Origin of the sequence: Lacrimispora sp. 38-1 (assembly GCF_049890855.1) — a bacterium.
Taxonomy (GTDB): domain Bacteria; phylum Bacillota; class Clostridia; order Lachnospirales; family Lachnospiraceae; genus Lacrimispora.
On sequence record NZ_JBANEW010000011.1, the window covers coordinates 1 to 20,245 of the forward strand.

Here is a 20,245-nt window from a genome sequence, read left to right on the forward strand (position 1 = left end):
TATCTACTTTTTCAGTGCCCTTATCTCAATACTTTCGCACCTGCTTTTATCTGAAATAATCACTCTGCTCTGAAACAAATTCTATAGGCTTTTCCAGATTAGATTCCTTCATCTTCTGTATGGCAAGTACAATATACAGAACTGAGATTCCAAAATTAATGATACCAAACATCGGTATGGAGAATGGTAGAAAGGATACGATTGCTTTAAGTAATAAAGGCAGCGTTCTGGCATAGACTCCCATCTGATATAGCTGTCCAAAGGTAAGGCGGTACTTCATACAGGAGGCGGCTATCATTCCGATAAGTGCAACAACCAGTACTCCAAAGAAAAACAGCGCCGTCATGAATAGAAACGCCAGAATCATGAAAGCTGTTACAATCAGATAGGCACTGGGTACCCATTGCTGAAGTTCATCCCTGCTGAAATCCATGTCAAAATCGGAAAAGTATCTTTCTGTAATTTCGCCTTTATTCTTTACAATAACCTTTTCCGAATCCATCAGAACTACCTGATAATAATCTGTAAGATATTCCCCGATCTCATCCGCATCATAAAAAGAGGTATCCGGGGAGGTATTTATATAAATATACGTACCGTCTTTTTCGTATTCGACTGGTTTCTCAACCCAAAGCGTCCCGCTGCTCAACTTAAAATCAGGAACATAATCCTCTATGATTTTTACAAATCCCCCCGTTTTAAACTGAAATTTTAGAAATGGAACAATCATGGTCAGCGAAAAATATAGGACCATAAGAACAACACCTGCTAAAAAAACTTTCCTGCGTTTATTTTTTATAAATTCTTTATAGCTTTTAAAATCATAAAGAGATAATATAAGTTCCTTAAATACATTCATTTTCATCTTTCCTCCTTTATAACTGTGCTATTGAAAGTCCAATTCCAAAAACTAAAGCATAAACCAAAATCAGCACTACAAAATCCAGGGCCACTCTTGCGGCTATATGCATTTTTTTGTTGGAAGAAATTGAAACGGTAGCAGAACAGCCAATTAAACCAATCGCCGCTCCCAAAAGACCATTTATAAGATTTATCATGTGTAATGCCATGAAAACATATGCCCATTTTGGAATATTAACCGGAACATATGTTTCTCCCGTTGCACAATCTTTCTCGTCAATCACCAGCTTAGTTCCCCCGATCAGGGAACTTACAATTAACAAAGCCTTTTTAGTTCCGATATTAAGGGCATAAGCAGCTTGAAACCACTCCCGTTTAACCAGGAAGTCTTTCAGTTTGTTTACTTCATTATTCACAAGAACCTTATTCCCCTTCAGCCTGATCTCATACTCCTTTTCATCAACCTTTACTTTCCATACTTTACCCATACTCATGTATCCTTTCTCTTAAGTGTTTTTATACATGATTATCTTATCATATGGTGAATGAAAGGAGAAGTCTTTCATTTATACTATTTCGTAATAGCTTCCAGTCTGTCTTTTACATTTCTTTTTAAGCTCAGCAATATCTGCTGAGAAGGAGTCTATATTTTTATAGGTCCTCGTCCGGTTTGAAATCCCTGCCACAGACAGGCTTGCAATTGGGAACTCTTCCGTAAGTCCCCGCCTGTTTTTGGAGATAATATACCCTCTGTCAATGTCGTCTTTGTGGTACAGGGAAGGAACGCGTTGGGAAAAGTGATCAATGACCTTCTCACAGTACATCTCCGCCTCGTGGTAATCACAGATAACGATAAAATCATCCCCACCGATATGGCCGATAAATTCACTTTTGACAGCTGCTTTATTCAAGGTATCGGCAAGAAGCATAAGCATCATATCTCCGGACTGAAAGCTATATGCATCATTATAGGATTTGAAGTTATCAATATCAAAATATATGATGCAATAGGGAGCATCACCGAGAACCCGGTATAAAATTTCCTGGTCGATCAAAAGGTTACCGGGCAGACCAGTCAGCGGATTGGAGTGCATGGCAGTATCCACTTCCACCTTTGTACAGGCTTCCAGCAGATCTTTAATCGTGACAATACCCCAGTAGTTTCCTTCCTTTTCCACAACAATGGGATTGTAAAGCTGTTCATATTGCCGCTGCATGGCCAGCTTGGAAACCTGATTGACGGGCATATCGTAATTCACGCTGAGAAAGTTTTTGCTGGTCAGCTGCTGTATGCTTTTCTTTGAGTTAAGACTAAAACCGTATCTGCCGCCGAATTTTTCGATCAGGGAAGTTCTTGTCATAAAACCAATGGCGGCTCCCTTTTCTGTTACTGTAAATTCAGTAATGGTGGGGTCATTCTGGAGTGTCTCGTATATTTTCAGAGCTTTTTCACAGGGGGAAAAGGTGTGGCCTGAACGTGATAAATATCCGGCCATGGGATAGATGGAGGTCTTGCTCTTTCTGATATAACTTTTTGCCTGACAACTTTTGATTAAATCTGCTTTTTCTTTAGAAATATCCTTGAAATCCTGGTCTGGAAAGCCCAGATAAAAGCCCTGGCCATAGCCAACGCCCAGACCGATTAATGTATCCAGCTCCGCTTCTGTTTCAATTCCTTCCGCAATTACAATAATTCCTGAATTTTTGCCGAATTCGGACAATGCTTTAATCAGCATCTGCTTCGTCTCATCTTTATGTACATCTCTGATCATGTTCATGTCAAGCTTTATTAAATCTGGTTTGGCATTGGCGATAATATTAAGGCCGGAATAACCGGCACCCACATCATCAATGGCGATTCCGTAATTCTGCTTCTGGTAGTGATCTACTGCTGAAGTAAATGCGTGGGTATCCAATATAGAGACGCGCTCTGTTATTTCAAAGATAATGTCATTGGAATTTAATCCGAATTTCTGTAAGTATGCTTTAGTAAAACCTTCCCTGAAGGTATTGTCATAAATAATATTGCAGTTTACATTGAGAAATAGTTTTTTCCCCCGCTCCATATATACGGACTGCTCAAGCGCTTTTCCCCTGCACAGGGTTTCCAGCTCCCAGGACTTATTATGCTTAAATGCTGTCTGAAACAATTCCTCAATATTCATTTCAAGTTCTTTTTCCGATATGCGGCTCAACGCTTCGTAGCCGTAGGTTTTTCCATCCACAAGCGAAACGATTGGCTGAAACACCGGCGTTAAATGCCGACCTTCTAAAATCCTGTCTAATAGCTGATGTTTGTCGTCCATGACAATGCTCCTTATTCCGTTCACATTGTGATGGAACAATTTTATAGTATGGATAAAAAGAAAACAAGCATATTACAGTAAAGAATATGTAATACTTGTTTAACGGTCTGATGCTCCTTGAAGGCAGACCGGATGGTCAGGTGATATTTTTCCTTAATCTTCCAGAATATAGATCATTTTAATAGGAAGAGAGACGTTTAAAATGTTATTTAAATACGCGGGAGCATTTGTGTGTTTTGATAGTAACGCTTTAGCATGATAAAATGGCAACTGGTTTTTTATCCATGTAAAATGCTATATTTAGACCTCTGTTAGTTACTTATGACGATGAATTAAAAAAACAAAAAAAAATACCTGGCAATTTACACAAAATATTAGAAAAAAATTCTACATATAACCTAGAAAAATCCGCTTAAAAAGGGTGACTTTACAATTTGTTTACATTTTAGGTTAAAAAATTAATAATAAATTCAGAATTAAGGCGGTTAAAATTGTTCCAAATGTTCAAACAATTGTGAGCATTAATAAGATGTTATGAATCAGTCAAAAAGTTGACAATTCTTTCAGATGAAAGTATGATACACGGTATACTCAAACAACATTGTATATTTACACGTACAATACGGTTGATTGGGAACCATAAAGGAGAAAAACAGTCTCTAAGAAAGGAAGTGAGCATTACGGAGGAGCTGGCAGAGAAGTTATTAGAGGAACTGAACTGCGAAACGGTCTTTACCATTCCGATATTCGGCGGCATTCCAATCGCTGAATCCGTAGTGGTGACATGGGTGATCATGCTGGCATTGACTGTCCTTTCCATCATCCTGGTTAGAAATCTGCAGGTTGAGAATCCTGGAAAGAAACAGCAGGTGCTTGAGTTGGCTATCGGCGGACTTTACAATTTTTTTGAAGGTCTGATCGGTGAGGAAGGGAAACGCTACATCCCTTATCTGATTTCTGTGGCAATTTATATCGGTGTAGCGAACTTAATCGGCATCATCGGCTTTAAGCCTCCCACCAAGGATTTAAATGCCACTGCTGCACTTGCGGTTATGAGCATTGTGCTGATAGAATATTCCGGTTTTCATAAAAAAGGGGGAAAAGGTTTTTTAAAGGCATTTGCAGAGCCTATGCCGCTGTTAACCCCAATGAATATCATGGAACTGTTTATCAGACCTTTGTCGCTGTGCATGCGGTTATTCGGTAATGTTTTGGGATCATTCGTAGTAATGGAACTGATTAAGCAGGTAGCGGGTTTCATTGTACCAATACCGTTTACCATGTATTTTGACATTTTTGACGGATTGATTCAGGCGTATGTATTTGTATTTTTAACAGGTTTATTTATGAAAGAAGCATTAGAATAAAATTTTTGATGAAAAAGGAGAAATAATTATGTTTGCAGCAATTGGAGCAGGAATCGCAGTATTTACAGGTTTAGGAGCAGGAATCGGTATTGGTATCGCAACATCAAAAGCAACAGACGCTATTGCAAGACAGCCGGAAGCAGAAGGCAAGATCAGCAAAATGCTGTTACTTGGCTGTGCGCTTGCAGAGGCAACAGCTATTTATGGTTTCGTTGTAGCCATTCTTATCATTTTATTCCTTAAATAATTTATACCGACAGGATGTACATGGAAAAAAATAATAGAAAGGCAGGCGATACAGATGCTTAGACTGGATATGAACTTTGTGTGGAATATCGTGAATCTCATCGTCCTGTATTTTCTGCTGAGGCATTTCCTGATTCAGCCGGTTATGAATGTTATAAATAAACGGCAATCGATGATTGAGCAGAGCATCGGCAATGCAAGGTCTTCTGAAGGGCAGGCAGCAGTTTTGAAAAAGCAGTATGAAGAGAAACTGGCCGCTTCGGCAGAAGAGGGTGCAAGGCTGATTGAGGAAGCGAAAATCCAGGCGAAAGCCCAGTATGACAGGATCTTAAAGGATGCGCAGGAGGATGCGGGACGCGTGATCAGCGAAGCCCAGAAGAAGACAGAAGCTGATCAGGAAAAAGCAATGCGTGAAGCAAAAGCCCAAATTGCAGGTCTGGTAATTGCGGCAGCAGCCAAGGTAGTTGGCCAGGAAACAAACGCGAAAGCAAATCAGGCGCTTTATGATTCATTTTTAGCAGAAGCAGGTGATTCCCATGACGCAGGCAGCAATTAATTACGGGCAGGTGCTGTATGAGCTCTCCCTTCCCGGGAAGGTGATAGAGGATGCGGCTCTGGCGCTTACAGTGCCGGAGCTTAAGCGTGTCTTAAACAGCCCTGTGGTTCCCAAAACCAGCAAACACCGGATTATTGAGCGGGTTTTTGACGAATCTGTCAGAATCTTTTTAAAGGTACTGGTGGATCGCCGTGATATAGATCTTGCAGATGAAATATTTGAGGCGTGGCGTTCCAGGGTATGTAAGGAAGCGGGGATTTTAGAAGCATCGCTTTATTATGTGACGGAACCGGATGAAGAACAGATCCGTGAGATTAAGGCCATGCTTTGCAGGAAATATGAGAAAAAGGAAGTAAGACTCTGCATGATCGAAGACCCCGGTTTAATCGGTGGCTTCATCCTCCGTGTGGGAGATGTGGAGACTGACTGGAGTTTAAAGGGACGTCTGAGACAATTAGAACAAAATATAATGCGGAGGTGAAAAACGTGGCTTCCATCAATTCAGATGAAATTATTTCTATATTGAGAAGTGAAATTAAGGATTATGACGCTCATGCCAGAGACCAGGAAGTGGGAACTGTCTTAAGCGTAGGCGACGGCATTGCAACGGTTTACGGAATTGACCATGCGATGTACGGTGAGATTGTTATATTTGATAACGGTGTCAAGGGAATGGTACAGGATATCAGAAGAGAAGATATCGGCTGTATTCTCTTTGGTTCAGACCGCGATATAAAGGAAGGCTGCAAGGTTACAAGGACAAAGAGACGAGCCGGAATTCCGGTTGGAGATCAGTTTGTCGGCAGAGTAGTGAATGCACTGGGAGCTCCCATTGATGGAAAAGGAGAGATTCCTTCTGATGATTTCCGCCCGATTGAAAATGAGGCCCCCGGTATCATCGACAGAAAGAGTGTATCTGTTCCCATGGAAACCGGTATTCTTGCAATAGACTCCATGTTTCCCATTGGACGTGGACAGAGAGAGTTGATTATCGGAGACCGCCAGACAGGTAAAACTTCGATTGCAGTTGATGCCATCTTAAACCAGAAAGGGAAAGATGTTATCTGTGTATACGTAGCAGTCGGCCAGAAAGCATCAACAGTTGCCAAACTTGTAAATACCCTGACTCATTACGGCGCCATGGATTACACCATTGTAGTGTCCTCCACAGCCAGTGAAACGGCTCCTCTGCAGTATATTGCACCTTACTCTGGAACGGCACTTGCTGAGCATTTCATGTATAAAGGCAAAGACGTACTGATCGTATATGATGATCTTTCCAAGCATGCAGTAGCATACCGTGCTTTATCTCTGCTTCTGGAGCGCTCTCCGGGACGTGAGGCATACCCAGGTGATGTTTTCTATCTCCATTCAAGGCTTCTGGAGCGTTCCAGCCGCTTAAAGGAGGAACTGGGAGGCGGATCCATTACAGCGCTTCCTATCATTGAGACCCAGGCTGGAGACGTATCTGCTTATATTCCGACAAACGTTATTTCTATTACAGATGGACAGATCTTTTTAGAGAGTGACCTCTTTTTCTCCGGTATGAGACCTGCAGTAAACGTTGGTTTATCCGTATCCCGTGTAGGCGGTGCGGCTCAGACAAAAGCGATGAAAAAAGCAGCAGGAAGTATTCGTATCGATCTGGCCCAGTGCCGTGAGATGGAGGTATTTACCCAGTTCAGTTCTGACCTTGATGCGGCAACCAAGGAGCAGATTCAGTTCGGCAGAGGTTTAACGGAACTGTTAAAGCAGCCTTTATGCCATCCATTAAGCCTTCATGAACAGGTGATCAGCCTGATTACAGCCAATAACCGCCTCCTGCTCGATGTGGAAGTTCCCAAAATGAAAGAATTTCAGAGAAATTTACTTGATTTCTTTGAGAGCGTTCATCCGGAAATTGTCAAAGAGATTGAGGAAACAAAGGTGTTGTCTGATGAACTGAAGCAGAAGATCCTCGATGGGGTAGCAGAATTTAAACAGAAACGGGTGTAAGATATGGCAAATGCGAGAGAGATACAAAGCAGGATGAACAGCATTAAAAGTACCATGAAAATAACCAATGCGATGTATACCATTTCCTCGTCAAAGTTAAAAAGGGCCAGAAAAGCACTGACTGATACGGAGCCTTATTTTTACGGGCTGCAGAGAACCATTGACAGAATCATAAGGCATACGCCCGACATTGATGACCCGTATTTAGATACCCGGCCGGAAATTAAAAAAGAGGACCGTAAAATCGGATATATCGTAGTAACAGCAGATAAAGGCCTTGCAGGTGCTTATAATCACAACGTTTTTAAGCTGGCTCAGGAACAGATTGATAAGGGAGGAAACCCCACTCTGTTTGTGGTAGGTGATTTGGGACAGCAGTATTTTTCTAAAAAAGGAATACCGGTGGAACAGGATTTCCGCTATACAGTACAGAAACCCAATATGAGCCGTGCAAGAATTATTGAAGAGAAAATCGTTGATTATTTTCTGTCAGGGAAGCTTGATGAAGTGTATATGATTTATACCAGAATGGTCAATGCGATGAAAATGGAAGCCGAAATACAGCAGCTTCTGCCTATTCCCAAGAATCGTCCCGGACAGAATGTTCCTTTGAACGTTCATTTAGAGGAAATCACCATGAAGCCATCTCCCCAGGCAGTGATTGACTCCATCGTGCCCAACTATATTGCAGGATTTATTTATGGAGGACTGGTGGAATCTTATTCCAGCGAGCAGAATTCCAGAATGATGGCAATGCAGGCGGCCACAAAGAGTGCCCAGGAAATGCTTGACGGCCTGGCAATCACTTATAACCGGGTGCGGCAGGCAGCAATTACCCAGGAAATTACTGAGGTAATCAGCGGAGCAAAGGCACAGAAGAAGAAACAAAAGAAGGCTTAGGCTATATCGTATTTTCCATAAATTGAGAGAGGAGGAGTCCTCACGACTGTGAGTAACAGATTATGAATAAAGGCAAAATTGTTCAGGTCTTAGGACCTGTAGTAGATGTGGAATTTTTAGAGGGCAGCGACCTTCCCTGCATCAAAGACGCCCTTGAGGTGGATAATGACGGGAAACGCTGCGTAATGGAAGTTGCCCAGCATATGGGCAACAGCACAGTCCGTTGTATTATGCTGGCTTCCAGTGAAGGTCTGTGTAAGGATATGGAAGTAACCGCTACGGGAGAAGGTATTAAAGTTCCTGTTGGGGAGCAGACTTTAGGACGTTTGTTTAATGTTCTTGGTGATACCATCGATAACGGAGAAGCGTTAAAGGAAGGACCTAAGTGGGTCATTCACAGAGATCCGCCTCCATTTGAAGAGCAGAGTCCGGTTGCAGAAATCCTGGAGACAGGTATTAAGGTAATTGACCTTCTTGCTCCTTATGCCAAGGGCGGTAAGGTTGGTTTGTTCGGAGGCGCCGGTGTTGGTAAGACCGTTTTAATTCAGGAGCTGATTCATAACATCGCAACGGAACATGGTGGATATTCCATTTTTACCGGTGTTGGAGAGCGTTCCCGAGAAGGAAATGACTTATGGACTGAAATGGGAGAATCCGGCGTAATTGCAAAGACAGCTCTGGTATTCGGACAGATGAACGAGCCGCCTGGCGCACGTATGCGTGTTGCTGAGACCGGACTTACCATGGCGGAATATTTCCGTGATGAGGAGCATAAAAACGTGCTTTTATTCATTGATAACATTTTCCGTTTTACACAGGCAGGTTCTGAGGTTTCTGCGCTTCTCGGACGTATGCCTTCTGCGGTAGGTTATCAGCCGACGCTGGCTACTGAGATGGGTGAGCTGCAGGAGAGAATCACATCAACAAGAAATGGTTCTGTTACTTCTGTACAGGCTGTTTATGTTCCAGCTGATGACCTTACAGATCCTGCTCCGGCAACTACGTTTGCCCACCTGGATGCAACTACGGTTTTATCCAGAAAGATTGTGGAACAGGGTATTTATCCGGCGGTTGATCCTCTGGAATCCAACTCCCGTATCTTAGAGCCTGATGTAGTTGGTGAAGAGCATTATGAAGTAGCACGAAAAGTACAGGAGCTACTTCAGAAATACAAAGAACTTCAGGATATTATTGCAATTCTTGGTATGGAAGAACTGGGTGATGACGATAAGACCACTGTTTATCGTGCAAGAAAAATTCAGAAATTCTTATCCCAGCCTTTCTCCGTTGCAGAAAACTTTACCGGAATCACAGGAAAGTATGTTCCTTTAAAGGAGACTGTACGTGGATTTAAAGCAATCGTCGACGGTGAAATGGATCAGTATCCGGAAGCTGCATTCTTTAATGTAGGAACTATTGACGAAGTAATAGAAAAGGCCCGGACATTACAGGCTTAACTTGGAGGTGCTGCCAGTGAGTACAAGTACATTTTTCCTTCAGGTGCTTGCAAGTGATAAGGTTTTTTACAAAGGACTGTGTCAGAAGTTAATCATTCCTCTGGAAGATGGTGAAAAGGCAGTTCTGCCCCATCATGAAGATATGGTAATTGCCGTTGCAATAGGAGAAATGAGGCTGATGAATGATAACGGAGAATGGATCCACGCTGTGGTAGGAAGGGGATTTGTTCAGATTGTCAACAACCGTGTGACTCTGCTGGTGGATACTGCAGAACTTCCTGAGGACATTGACGAACGTCGTGCTGAAGAAGCCAGGGAGAGAGCAGAGGAACAGTTAAGACAGGGTAAGAGCCTTCAGGAGCATTCTCATTTTGAGGCATCCTTAGCCAGATCTCTGGCGAGACTGCGCACCAAGCATAAATATGAGATCTGATAGGAAATGAACATTATAATAGAGATACCCGAAAAAAGCAGTATTCTGTTGATTGGGTATCTTTTTTTGTATAAAAAATCAATTGATTATATGGTTTTTATTGGAAATGCTGCGGTTGACGGTGTATTTGAATGGTGCTATAGTAAACAGTACAAAGCCTGTAAACAACAGGTAAATAGATTATGGAGGAGTTATTGTGTTTAAGCATCTAAAGATAAGAGCAAAGGTATTTGCTGCTTTTGGTATGATTATTGTATTTGGAATTATTGCTTTTTCAGGTCTTTTAATGGGTATGAAAAAGATTGCAGGAAATGCACAGGATTTATACGACAAGCCATATTCTGCCGCGCAGAGCACTTGGGAAATCCGCCGTGGAATTTTGGATAGTCAGATGGCACTTTACCGGCTGACCAGTGTGAAAAAAACGGAATTAAGTTCAGCTACTGAGGAAGCAAAGGCGGTTATGGACCAGGACAGCCAGGATATCCAAAAAGCATTGGCAGACTTAAACCTGAAGGTAAGAACTCAGGAAGAAAAGGATGTTCTGGGAAAGATTCAGACCGGTATCTCAGAGACAGCTCAGATAAGAGAAAATGTACTCAGCCTTACTTCAGACGAAAAGCTTGATGAAGCGAGGAATCTTGTAAAAAGCGCGTATGAGCCCAAGATTGAAGAGGTCAGAACCCAGGCAGTAAATCTGGGAGACCTTGTGGCGAAAGATGCCCAGGGATTTGTCCAGTCAGCGAATAAGTCAAGTAATCTGTATTTATTTGCAGGTGTGATAATTATGGTGCTGACCATTGTCTTATGTGCCGTTACGGCTGTTCTTTTCTCCAGGTCCATTTTAAAGCCTTTAAAGGAACTGGATCTGGCAGCAAAGGAGATGGCAAACGGAGATTTAAAGGCAGTCCGCTACATTACATATCAATCGGGTGATGAGCTTGGAGGTCTGGCAGAGAATCTCCGTCTTACCATGAAAACCCTTGATGCCTATATTTCAGAGATTTCTTCTGTACTTTTACGGCTTTCTAAGGGAGATTTAACGGTGCCAAGAGATCAGATTACTGATTTTGTAGGTGATTTTTCAGAAATAAAGAGCTCTTTTGTTACCATTTTAAAGAGTTTTAACAGTACACTTGGAGATATTCATGAAGCAAGTGCCCAGGTAGATGTCAGTTCCGATCAGGTTTCTGACGCAGCTCAGATGCTGTCACAGGGAGCCACTGAACAGGCAACGGCATTGGAGGATCTGACGGAGGCTATTTCCCATATTTCTGAACAGATCCGGGATAATGCAGATCATGCAAAGAAAGCCAATACTCTTACGGAACAGGCACAGGCAGAGGTAGAAGAAAGCAATCAGCATATGGTATCCATGAACGATGCCATGAGAGAGATCAGCCAGTCTTCCCAGGAGATTGGAAAGATTATGAAGGCAATCGAGGATATTGCATTTCAGACCAATATTCTTGCCCTGAATGCTGCTGTGGAAGCTGCGAGAGCAGGAGAAGCCGGAAAAGGGTTCGCTGTTGTTGCAGATGAGGTAAGAAACTTAGCAGGCAAGAGTGCGGAAGCAAGCAAGAATACGGCCATTTTAATTGAAAACTCCGTGAGCACAGTGGAAAAGGGAATGGGCATCGCAGAACAGACTTCTCGTTCTCTTAATGTGGTAAGAGAAACCATGGATCAGGTGGTAGATACCGTGAATCAGATTACCCATGCATCAGAAAAACAGGCAGAGTCGGTGGAGAATGTATCAGGCAGAGTCAACCAGATCGCGGCAGTCGTTCATACCAATTCCGCTACTGCGGAGGAAAGTGCAGCTGCCAGTGAAGAACTTTCCAGTCAGGCCGCATATTTAGAGCAGCTTGTGGAGCGGTTTCAGCTGTATAATGACAGAAAAGTAACAGAAGATGTAACCTAAAGTAAATAAGACGGGCCATGGCAGATGTTTTTCACTGTCCAGGGCCCGTTTTTCAGCCTAAAGAAACATCCAGTATCATCATGACAAGAAATCCTGCCATGACTCCCAGAGTTCCCACATTGGAATGCTCACCTAAGTGAGCCTCAGGGATCAGCTCCTCTACTACCACATACATCATGGCGCCCGCTGCAAAGGACAAAAGCCAGGGCATTAACGGTGCAATTCCTCCTGCGGCCATGACTGTCAGGATACCAAATACAGGTTCCACAATTCCGGATAAGCTTCCCTTTATAAATGCTTTGCGTGCAGTAAGGCCTTCCTGTCTGAGGGGAAGGGATATGGCAGCGCCTTCCGGAAAGTTCTGAATACCAATTCCGATGGCAAGAGCCATGGCTGAGGTATAAAGTGCAGGGTCACCTCCATGCTGTGCGGCAAGGGCAAAAGCCAGACCTACAGCCATACCTTCCGGTATGTTATGAAGTGTAACTGCCATGACTAACAATGTGGTGCGCTTCCAGGAAGACGAAATGCCTTCAGCTTTATTAAGTTCGGGACTGCTCATATCTGGATGAAGATGGGGCAGATAGGTGTCCAGTACAATTAAAAATAAAACTCCCAGTAAAAATCCTCCGGCAGCAGGAATCCAGCCAATTCCTCCCTTTGCTTCAGCTTCTTCTATGGCTGGTATCAGCAGTGACCAGACGGATGCTGCAATCATAACGCCTGCAGCAAATCCCAGAAAAACTCTCTGGACAGATTGGTTTACTTCCCTTCGGAAGAAAAATACAACCGAAGCTCCCAGCGTTGTCATCAAAAATGTAAAACCGGTTCCTCCGGCAGCCCATAATATTGGTGTCATAAGTTTCCTCCATTCTATAAGAGATGTTAGTAAATACTAACTCGCATTTCTCACTTTAACTATATCATATCCTGGAAAATGTGGCAATGAAATAAATTCCCTTTCCATTTCCGACAAAATTGTGTTAAAATAGACCTGATTTTACATAGGAAAGGAAATTGATTGATGAACATAGATAAAGACTGGAACAGACGTTTTGCAGGACCGGTTTTACTGGCCGCAGTGACTGCAGCCTGCCTGTCTGCATGCAATAGTGAAAGTGGACCTAAGGAAACAGGGGCTGCCACACCAGCCGTTGCTGTTGTTTCTGAGACAAAGAAAGATCAGCCTGTTAACATTTTGACACCTGGAGGATTTTTGCTGCCAGGCCTTGATGATGTTCCGGAACTGAAGGAAAATCCCATACCTGAGTTTCTGAGAAACGGTGTGGAGCATCCGGTAGTGGCAAGTCTTCAGGAACGGCTGATGAATCTCGGATTTATGGATAATGATGAACCTACCAATTATTTTGGAAATGTGACAGAGGCGGCAGTAAAGACTTATCAGAGGCAGAATGGACTGGTTCAGGATGGAATTGTTGGACCGGAGACTTTAAATTCCATTATGTCTCCATCCGCCAAATACTATGCGGTTGCCAAGGGCGTTCAGGGGGATGATATCACCAGGATTCAGAACCGTCTTTATGAATTGGGTTACCTTGCAAATGCAGGGCAGGTTTCAGGAACTTTTGGTGATGAAACGGAGATTGCGGTACAGAAGCTTCAGGAAGTCAATGGTCTGAATGTGGATGGAAAGGTAGGACGCCAGACAATCAACCTGCTTTACAGTGAGGAGATCCGTCCTAATTATCTTACCTATGGAGAAAAGAGTGACGTAGTGCTGGCCAGCCAGCAGCGTTTAAAAGCTCTGGGCTATCTGATCACAGAACCAGATGGGGCTTATGGAAATGATACCGTAACAGCTGTTAAACAGTTCCAGTCACGAAATGACCTTGTAGTAGACGGGTATCTGGGACCCTCAACAAGAATTGCATTAAACAGTACGGAAGCCCAGCCCAACGGTATGGGACTTGGTGAGCAGGGAGATTCTGTCACCAGAATCCAGCAGCTCTTAAATAAATACGGATATCTTGCAAAAGGAAATATAACCGGCTATTACGGAGAAGCAACAGAAAAGGCTGTAAAAGCATTCCAGAGCAGAAACGGTCTTTCATCAGATGGAGCCGTAGGTCAGATGACCATGAATAAATTAACTGGAAGCGGTGTAAAATCGGCCGGGGCTTCCGGTGGTTCGGGTAGTGACTCCGGCAAAAGCGGTACTGTAAAAGGCGGTTCCGGTGTCAGAGGACTCCTTTCCATCGCAAGATCCAAGCTTGGAAGTCCCTATGTATGGGGAGCAAAAGGATCTGGTTCCTTCGACTGCTCCGGCTTTATATACTGGTCCTTAAATCAGGCAGGTGTACGTCAGAGCTATCTGACCTCTTCCGGTTGGAGAAATGTTGGAAAATACACAAAGATTTCAAGCTTCGGCAGTCTGCAGGCGGGAGATATTATTGTTGTCAGCGGCCATGTGGGAATCGTGGCAGGCGGCGGGAAGGTAATTGATGCTTCCTCAAGTAACGGACGTGTGGTAGAACGTGCCTTAAGCTCCTGGTGGAGCAACAATTTTATCTGTGGCTGGCGTATATTTGGATAGGAACGGTTCAGAATAATGGGTATGAAAAAACAGAAAAAAGAAATTAACATGATCACGGATTCGCCGGGAAGGTCACTCCTTCTTTTTGCACTTCCCATGATCCTGGGTAATTTATTTCAGCAGTTTTATAATATTATTGATTCTGTTGTTGTGGGACGTTTTGTTGGGGAAGAAGCCCTTGCTTCAGTGGGGGCGTCTTTCTCTATTACCAATGTGTTTATCGCAATAGCTGTGGGAGGAGGAATCGGAAGCTCTGTGGTGGTCTCACAGTTTCTTGGAGCGAAGCAGACGGGTAATATGAAAACTGCCATTTCTACCACACTGTTAAATTTTCTGACCATAGGAGTGGTTCTGGGTGGATTTGGTCTTATTTTTAATGACCGGATTCTCCATCTTATGAATACGCCATCCAATGTCTTTGGAGAGGCATCAGTTTACTTAAGCATTTATTTTATGGGACTGCCTTTTCTGTTTATGTATAATGTTCAGGCAGCTGTGTTTCAGTCTCTTGGAGATTCCAAAACGCCATTGTATCTTCTTGTCTTCTCATCTCTGTTAAATATCGTGCTGGATCTCTTGTTTGTTACACAGTTTCACAAAGGAGTATCCGGTGTGGCGGTTGCTACTTTAATTGCCCAGGGGCTGTCAGCAGTTTTATCGTTTTTCATCCTGGTCAGGAGGCTTAAATTTTATGAAACCACAGAATTATTCCATATTTATGATTGGAAGATGACGGTTCACATGATGCGGGTAGCCATTCCCTCCACACTTCAGCAATCCATCGTACACATTGGAATGCTTTTGGTACAGTCAGTTGTCAACGGGTTTGGATCTGCTGTCATGGCAGGTTTTGCGGCAGGAACCAGGATTGAATCCATCTGCATTGTGCCAATGCTGGCGCTGGGAAATGCCATGTCAACGTACACTGCCCAGAATATGGGGGCTAAAAGAATGGATCGTGTCAGGAAGGGATATGGAGTCTGCTGTCTGATGGCAGCGGTGTTCGCAGTGACAATCTGCGTCATAATGGAGAGTCTTGGAGAGGTGTTTATAAGAAGCTTTTTAAATGAGAGCAGTGCACAGGAGGCGTTTGCGACAGGAATCAGCTATGTGAGGTTCATTTCCTTCTTCTATATCTTTATTGGACTAAAGGCAATTACCGACGGACTTTTACGAGGAGCAGGAGATGTTGTGGTGTTTACAGCAGCCAATCTGGTGAATCTGGCAATCCGTGTATCAGGAGCGGCTTTGCTTGCGCCTGTAATCGGGGTCCAGGCCGTCTGGTTTGCAGTACCAATCGGCTGGACCGCTAATTACATCATCTCTCTGACCCGTTATCTAACCGGTAAATGGGAAAAAATCCGTCTTATTTCCTGAGAGGAAACGCAAGAGTCGCCTTAAATAAATCTCCGTCAATGTAAAGCCGAAACTCCCCGCCCTGAAGCTCTGTCAGGCTCTTTGCAATAGAGATGCCCAAACCGCTTCCTTCAGTAGTTCTGGCTACATCTCCGCGGACGAACCGCTCTGTCAGTTCGTCCGCGCGGATATTTAACGGATTTTCTGAAATGTTCTTTATGGTAAATAATATCTTTTCATCTTCTTTTACAATATCTACATAGACACGGCTGTGTTCCATTGCATATTTAAACGCATTGTTGTAAAGGTTCTCAAGCACTCTCCACAAGTACCGCCCATCTGCTTCGATCAGCAGGGTTTCGTCTGGAAGCTCAGACACCAGCTCCAAATGACGGAGTGAAAACTTTTCTTCGAATTCACCGTTTGTCTGGTGGATGAGTTCAACAAAATCTATGCTTGCCATATCTAACTTTAAGTTACCGGAGCTGGCCTTGGAAGCTTCTACTAAGTCTTCTGTCAATGTCTTTAAACGCTGGGATTTCTGGTCCAGAACATCCAGATAACCCTGAATCCGTGGGTCCTGGATGTTCTCCCTTTTAATTAAATCCACATAGTTAATAATGGACGTAAGCGGGGTTTTAATGTCGTGAGATACGTTAGTAATAAGATCAGCCTTAAGCCGCTCACTGCGTACCTTTTCCTGAAGTGCAGTTTCAAGTCCTGAGCTTATATGATTGATATTATCTGCAAGTTCCCGTTCTTTTCCATAAAACTTTTTTGTATCGATCTTATATGTGGTATTTCCATTGGATATGTTTAATAGTGCATGGTTGATCTGGTCGGTCTGCCATGCATTTTTGTACATCTGGTGAAATACCCAAAGATCCAGGACGCAGAACAGAACAACCACCGCTCCCATAAGAATTCTGGACTCCAGATCGCTATAGGTGAACAGTAAAAATGCAAATGCCATAATCATTATGACATTAAAAACCAGAAACAGGGAATAGGCTATCATGATTCTTGTTGTAAAACGGTGATCTTTGAAATAGAGTCCGAGAGCCATTAAGCCTTTATGAAAAAGGCTGTTTTTCCATAGTCTGCCGGACTTATACTGTTTTAAAAGGTTTAAGGCGGCAACGACTCCTGCGGCATAAAAGATCAGGATTTTTAATACCAGTTCTCCATAATACCATTTCTCAGAAGCAAGGAACAGATGAATAATTTTATAAATAATCAGGTTTGAAAACAGCAGGGCAAAACCGGCAGCAGCCAGATACAGGACCAGACTGATCTCTGCGGGCAGCTGATCGATTTTCTGAACAATCAGAGAGTGGCTCTGTTCTTCCGGCAAACCGGTAAAAAGGACCAGCATATAAAGGGTTGCAGCACACCCTAAGATTCCAAGTGCAAGGCAGATCATTCCAAAGATGAAAAGAAGACGCATCTGATCAAAGGATTCAGCGGCCTGATAATAGGCATCATTATAGGGGTAGGAGGTATTGACTGCTACAGACATATGATAATTGCCATTATTATAGGGATTCATCTTCTCAAGCTCAGAGGACACGTTCTTTGGAACGGCTGTTAAGTTGGAGTCTACATAGAGAGCCTCACCCGTTACGTATAAATATTTCCCCATGGATTTAAACTCATCAATGGTTTTTCCTGGGAAATTGGTGTAGAGTTTATAATCATCTGCTGTATTCTGATACCGGATTTCGAACTTTAAGTTACCCGGATTCTGAATAAACCGGTAATAAAACCGGTAATAGTTGCCTAAATGAGAAAGGACCTCATAGGAGAGCTGATCAATGGTCTGAAAGGAGTCTCCCGGCTCAACCGCTTTGAAGTCAGGCTCGTATGCGCGGTAAAGCACCTGGTAATTCAGCTCTTCACTGTTGCTTTCCTTGGGATGTCCCCCGCTGACCTTAAACTGTTCGTTCAGATAATAGCCCTGGGACTTGGCGTGCCGGATCATCTCATCTAACGTGTAATCTTTTGTGGTTCCCGGACCGTCAGCTACCCGGATGATAAATTTGGAGTAATCCAGTTTTCCGTTTGTTTCAAATACTTCCTTATATTTAACATAATTAAATATGTCATCAATGTCAGATTTTAACTGACCTGCAAATTCGGGAGTGTCTTCATAGGTTTCGTGGGCAATCCAGCTGATTCCTTCCCCATAGTGGGTGTTGTTGTACATGATAGTGACGCCGATCACTACCAGAAGGGAGAACAGGAGATGGGCCAGGACGGCCTTTTCTTTTCTTTTTTTCATAATGGCTCCTATTGCTTTTCGATCTTATACCCGACACCCCAGACTACCTTTAAATACCGTGGCTCTCTGGGATTAATCTCAATTTTTTCCCGGATATGACGGATATGAACGGCAACGGTATTGTCAGCACCAATGGCCTCCTCGTTCCAGATCTGTTCATATATCTCATCGATGGAAAACACTTTTCCTGCATTTTTAACAAGAAGTAAAAGGATGTTGTATTCAATGGGAGTCAGCTTTATAATCTCCTCATCAACCGTAACTTCCTTATTATCATCATTGATGGCAAGTCCGCCGCATTTGTAGATCTGACCGGCAGGCTGCTGGTTCATGTTCCCAAGCTGGGTGTAACGGCGCATCTGTGATTTCACTCTGGCAACCAGCTCCAGCGGGTTAAATGGTTTGGTAATGTAGTCATCTGCCCCGATATTCAGACCCAGAATTTTATCTGTGTCTTCGGACTTGGCTGAAAGAATGATGATGGGAATGCTGCTGGTCTCCCTTACTTTTAATGTGGTGCGGATTCCATCCAGACCAGGCATCATTACATCCAGAATCATTAAGTCAACCTCATTTTCCTCCAGTAGTTCCAGAGCTTCAAAACCGTCATAGGCCTTAATTATATGAAATCCTTCTCCGGTTAGATATATATCAATCGCTTCAACAATTTGCTTATCATCGTCACATACTAAGATATTTTGCATTTGATAACCTCCTTTTTTCAATATTATACAACGAAGGCAGTAAAAAAGCATATTACTTTTTTATGAAGAAAAGGAAAATGAACCGTTTCTATCATGTTTCCACCTGCTTTTTCATATGCTTTACCAATTCAGGTAAAAGGGTGCTGCTATGAACATATATGTAGTACAGCCGGGAGACAGTGTAGATTCCATTGCCGCGTCCCAAAACGTTCCGGTAGAAGCTTTAACATATGACAATCAGATTTTTCCTCCATACCGCCTGGCTGTAGGTCAGGCACTTTATATCAGAGGAGACAGTCCTCCCGAAGACAGGATTCCACTATACGTATTTGGTTATGCATACCCCTTCATAGATCCGGATAATCTGGATCAGACACTTCCATTTCTCACAGATCTTTTTGTTTTTTCCTATGGATTTACGCTGGAGGGAGATCTGGTTCCGCCTCAGAGTCCAGATGACTGGATGATTGACCGGGCGCTGGAAGCGGGGGTGCGCCCCGTTCTGTCCTTAACGCCTTTTGGACCTGATGGGAGGTTTAACAATAGCCTGGTTACAAATCTGGTGCATAATCCTCAGATCCAGCAGCGTCTGATGTGGAATCTGGGAAGAATCATGCAGGAGAAGCGGTTTGGAGGTCTGGATATTGACTTTGAGTACATTATGGCAGATGACCGTCAGGCTTATGCAGATTTTGTGAAACGAACCACACAGATTATGAATCAGTTTGGCTATCAGGTAACGGTGGCTCTGGCTCCCAAGACATCGGCTGAACAGAGCGGGCTTTTGTATGAAGGTGTGGATTACAGGCTTCTTGGAGAAGCGGCAAACAGAGTTTTGCTTATGACTTATGAATGGGGGTATACATACGGCCCACCCATGGCAGTTGCACCAATCAATATGGTAAGGAAAGTGGTAGATTACGCTATAACCGAGATTCCATTATATAAGATTAGCCTAGGTATCCCTAATTATGGATATGACTGGCCTCTTCCATATGAGCGGGGAGTTACGAGAGCGGAAACCATAAGTAATCTGGAAGCGATACAGATAGCCATTGAAAATGGAGCTGAAATTCAGTTTGATGAAGAGGCAATGTCGCCATTTTTCCGTTATTGGAAGTTTGGAATTGAACATGAGGTATGGTTTGAAGATGTGAGGAGTTACAAAGCAAAGTTTGATTTAATTAAAGAATATGGATTAACGGGAGCCGGGTACTGGCAGATCATGCAATTCTTCCGGGCAAACTGGCTTGTACTGAGCCAGATGTTTGAAGCAAGGAAGGTTGGAGATTAGAGGTAGTAAAT

Annotated in this window: 18 protein-coding genes; 12 read left to right on the forward strand and 6 right to left on the reverse strand. The window is 43.2% G+C overall.

Annotation, left to right across the window (positions count from 1 at the left end):
* Positions 1-46: 46 nt before the first annotated feature.
* The 3 genes from V7D18_RS02605 to V7D18_RS02615 all read right to left on the reverse strand — a co-directional run bounded on the left by V7D18_RS02605 (position 47) and on the right by V7D18_RS02615 (position 3,167).
* Positions 47-865 (reverse strand): DUF1189 domain-containing protein, encoded by an 819-nt coding sequence (locus V7D18_RS02605; protein ID WP_426151173.1) that lies wholly within the window; start codon positions 863-865, stop codon positions 47-49.
* A 10-nt stretch (positions 866-875) separates the two neighbouring features.
* Positions 876-1,349 (reverse strand): hypothetical protein, encoded by a 474-nt coding sequence (locus V7D18_RS02610; protein WP_426151175.1) that lies wholly within the window; start codon positions 1,347-1,349, stop codon positions 876-878.
* A gap of 78 nt (positions 1,350-1,427) precedes the next feature.
* The gene (locus V7D18_RS02615; RefSeq protein WP_426151177.1) at positions 1,428-3,167 is read right to left on the reverse strand and encodes a GGDEF domain-containing protein; all 1,740 of its coding nucleotides are present in this window, start codon (positions 3,165-3,167) and stop codon (positions 1,428-1,430) included.
* Between the two features lie 671 nt (positions 3,168-3,838).
* Between V7D18_RS02615 and V7D18_RS02620 the strand changes: the two genes are divergently transcribed.
* The 9 genes from V7D18_RS02620 (at position 3,839) to V7D18_RS02660 (ending at position 12,045) form a co-directional block, all read left to right on the forward strand.
* A complete protein-coding gene (locus V7D18_RS02620) occupies positions 3,839-4,534 on the forward strand; it encodes a F0F1 ATP synthase subunit A (RefSeq protein ID WP_426151179.1) in 696 nt (231 codons plus the stop codon).
* 28 nt (positions 4,535-4,562) lie between these two features.
* A complete protein-coding gene (atpE, locus tag V7D18_RS02625; protein ID WP_097005478.1) occupies positions 4,563-4,781 on the forward strand; it encodes an ATP synthase F0 subunit C in 219 nt (72 codons plus the stop codon).
* 54 nt (positions 4,782-4,835) lie between these two features.
* The gene (gene atpF, locus V7D18_RS02630) at positions 4,836-5,336 is read left to right on the forward strand and encodes a F0F1 ATP synthase subunit B (protein ID WP_288828282.1); all 501 of its coding nucleotides are present in this window, start codon (positions 4,836-4,838) and stop codon (positions 5,334-5,336) included.
* On the forward strand, positions 5,317-5,817 hold the full coding sequence (gene atpH, locus V7D18_RS02635) for an ATP synthase F1 subunit delta (protein ID WP_426151181.1): 501 nt from the start codon (positions 5,317-5,319) through the stop codon (positions 5,815-5,817). Before atpF ends, atpH begins: the two co-directional genes overlap by 20 nt.
* Positions 5,818-5,822: 5 nt before the next feature.
* Entirely contained in the window at positions 5,823-7,331 is a 1,509-nt protein-coding gene (gene atpA, locus V7D18_RS02640; RefSeq protein WP_426151183.1) for a F0F1 ATP synthase subunit alpha, read from the forward strand.
* A gap of 3 nt (positions 7,332-7,334) precedes the next feature.
* Positions 7,335-8,231, forward strand: coding sequence for an ATP synthase F1 subunit gamma (gene atpG, locus V7D18_RS02645; protein WP_426151185.1), 897 nt, complete (start codon positions 7,335-7,337; stop codon positions 8,229-8,231).
* A 62-nt stretch (positions 8,232-8,293) separates the two neighbouring features.
* A complete protein-coding gene (gene atpD, locus V7D18_RS02650) occupies positions 8,294-9,688 on the forward strand; it encodes a F0F1 ATP synthase subunit beta (RefSeq protein WP_426151187.1) in 1,395 nt (464 codons plus the stop codon).
* Between the two features lie 16 nt (positions 9,689-9,704).
* The gene (gene atpC / locus V7D18_RS02655) at positions 9,705-10,121 is read left to right on the forward strand and encodes an ATP synthase F1 subunit epsilon (RefSeq protein WP_426151189.1); all 417 of its coding nucleotides are present in this window, start codon (positions 9,705-9,707) and stop codon (positions 10,119-10,121) included.
* A gap of 196 nt (positions 10,122-10,317) precedes the next feature.
* On the forward strand, positions 10,318-12,045 hold the full coding sequence (locus V7D18_RS02660; RefSeq protein WP_426151191.1) for a methyl-accepting chemotaxis protein: 1,728 nt from the start codon (positions 10,318-10,320) through the stop codon (positions 12,043-12,045).
* A gap of 52 nt (positions 12,046-12,097) precedes the next feature.
* Here the strand turns inward: V7D18_RS02660 and V7D18_RS02665 are convergent, their stop codons facing one another.
* Positions 12,098-12,904: a ZIP family metal transporter gene (locus tag V7D18_RS02665; RefSeq protein ID WP_426151193.1), complete on the reverse strand. Its 807-nt coding sequence runs from the start codon at positions 12,902-12,904 to the stop codon at positions 12,098-12,100.
* A 165-nt stretch (positions 12,905-13,069) separates the two neighbouring features.
* Between V7D18_RS02665 and V7D18_RS02670 the strand changes: the two genes are divergently transcribed.
* Together V7D18_RS02670 and V7D18_RS02675 are read left to right on the forward strand one after the other, a co-directional pair.
* Positions 13,070-14,599 carry a peptidoglycan-binding protein gene (locus V7D18_RS02670; RefSeq protein ID WP_426151195.1) on the forward strand — a complete coding sequence of 510 codons (1,530 nt, stop codon included), beginning with the start codon at positions 13,070-13,072 and terminating at the stop codon, positions 14,597-14,599.
* A 15-nt stretch (positions 14,600-14,614) separates the two neighbouring features.
* Positions 14,615-15,976 (forward strand): MATE family efflux transporter, encoded by a 1,362-nt coding sequence (locus V7D18_RS02675; RefSeq protein WP_426151196.1) that lies wholly within the window; start codon positions 14,615-14,617, stop codon positions 15,974-15,976.
* On the opposite strand, the gene V7D18_RS02680 is transcribed toward V7D18_RS02675, so the two are convergent.
* Both V7D18_RS02680 and V7D18_RS02685 read right to left on the reverse strand, forming a co-directional pair.
* Positions 15,966-18,236 (reverse strand): histidine kinase dimerization/phospho-acceptor domain-containing protein, encoded by a 2,271-nt coding sequence (locus tag V7D18_RS02680; protein ID WP_426151198.1) that lies wholly within the window; start codon positions 18,234-18,236, stop codon positions 15,966-15,968. The genes V7D18_RS02675 and V7D18_RS02680 overlap by 11 nt on opposite strands.
* An 8-nt stretch (positions 18,237-18,244) precedes the next feature.
* Positions 18,245-18,940: a response regulator transcription factor gene (locus V7D18_RS02685; RefSeq protein ID WP_117415983.1), complete on the reverse strand. Its 696-nt coding sequence runs from the start codon at positions 18,938-18,940 to the stop codon at positions 18,245-18,247.
* Between the two features lie 148 nt (positions 18,941-19,088).
* Between V7D18_RS02685 and V7D18_RS02690 the strand changes: the two genes are divergently transcribed.
* Positions 19,089-20,234, forward strand: coding sequence for a glycosyl hydrolase family 18 protein (locus V7D18_RS02690; protein WP_426151200.1), 1,146 nt, complete (start codon positions 19,089-19,091; stop codon positions 20,232-20,234).
* The last annotated feature ends 11 nt before the right edge of the window (positions 20,235-20,245 follow it).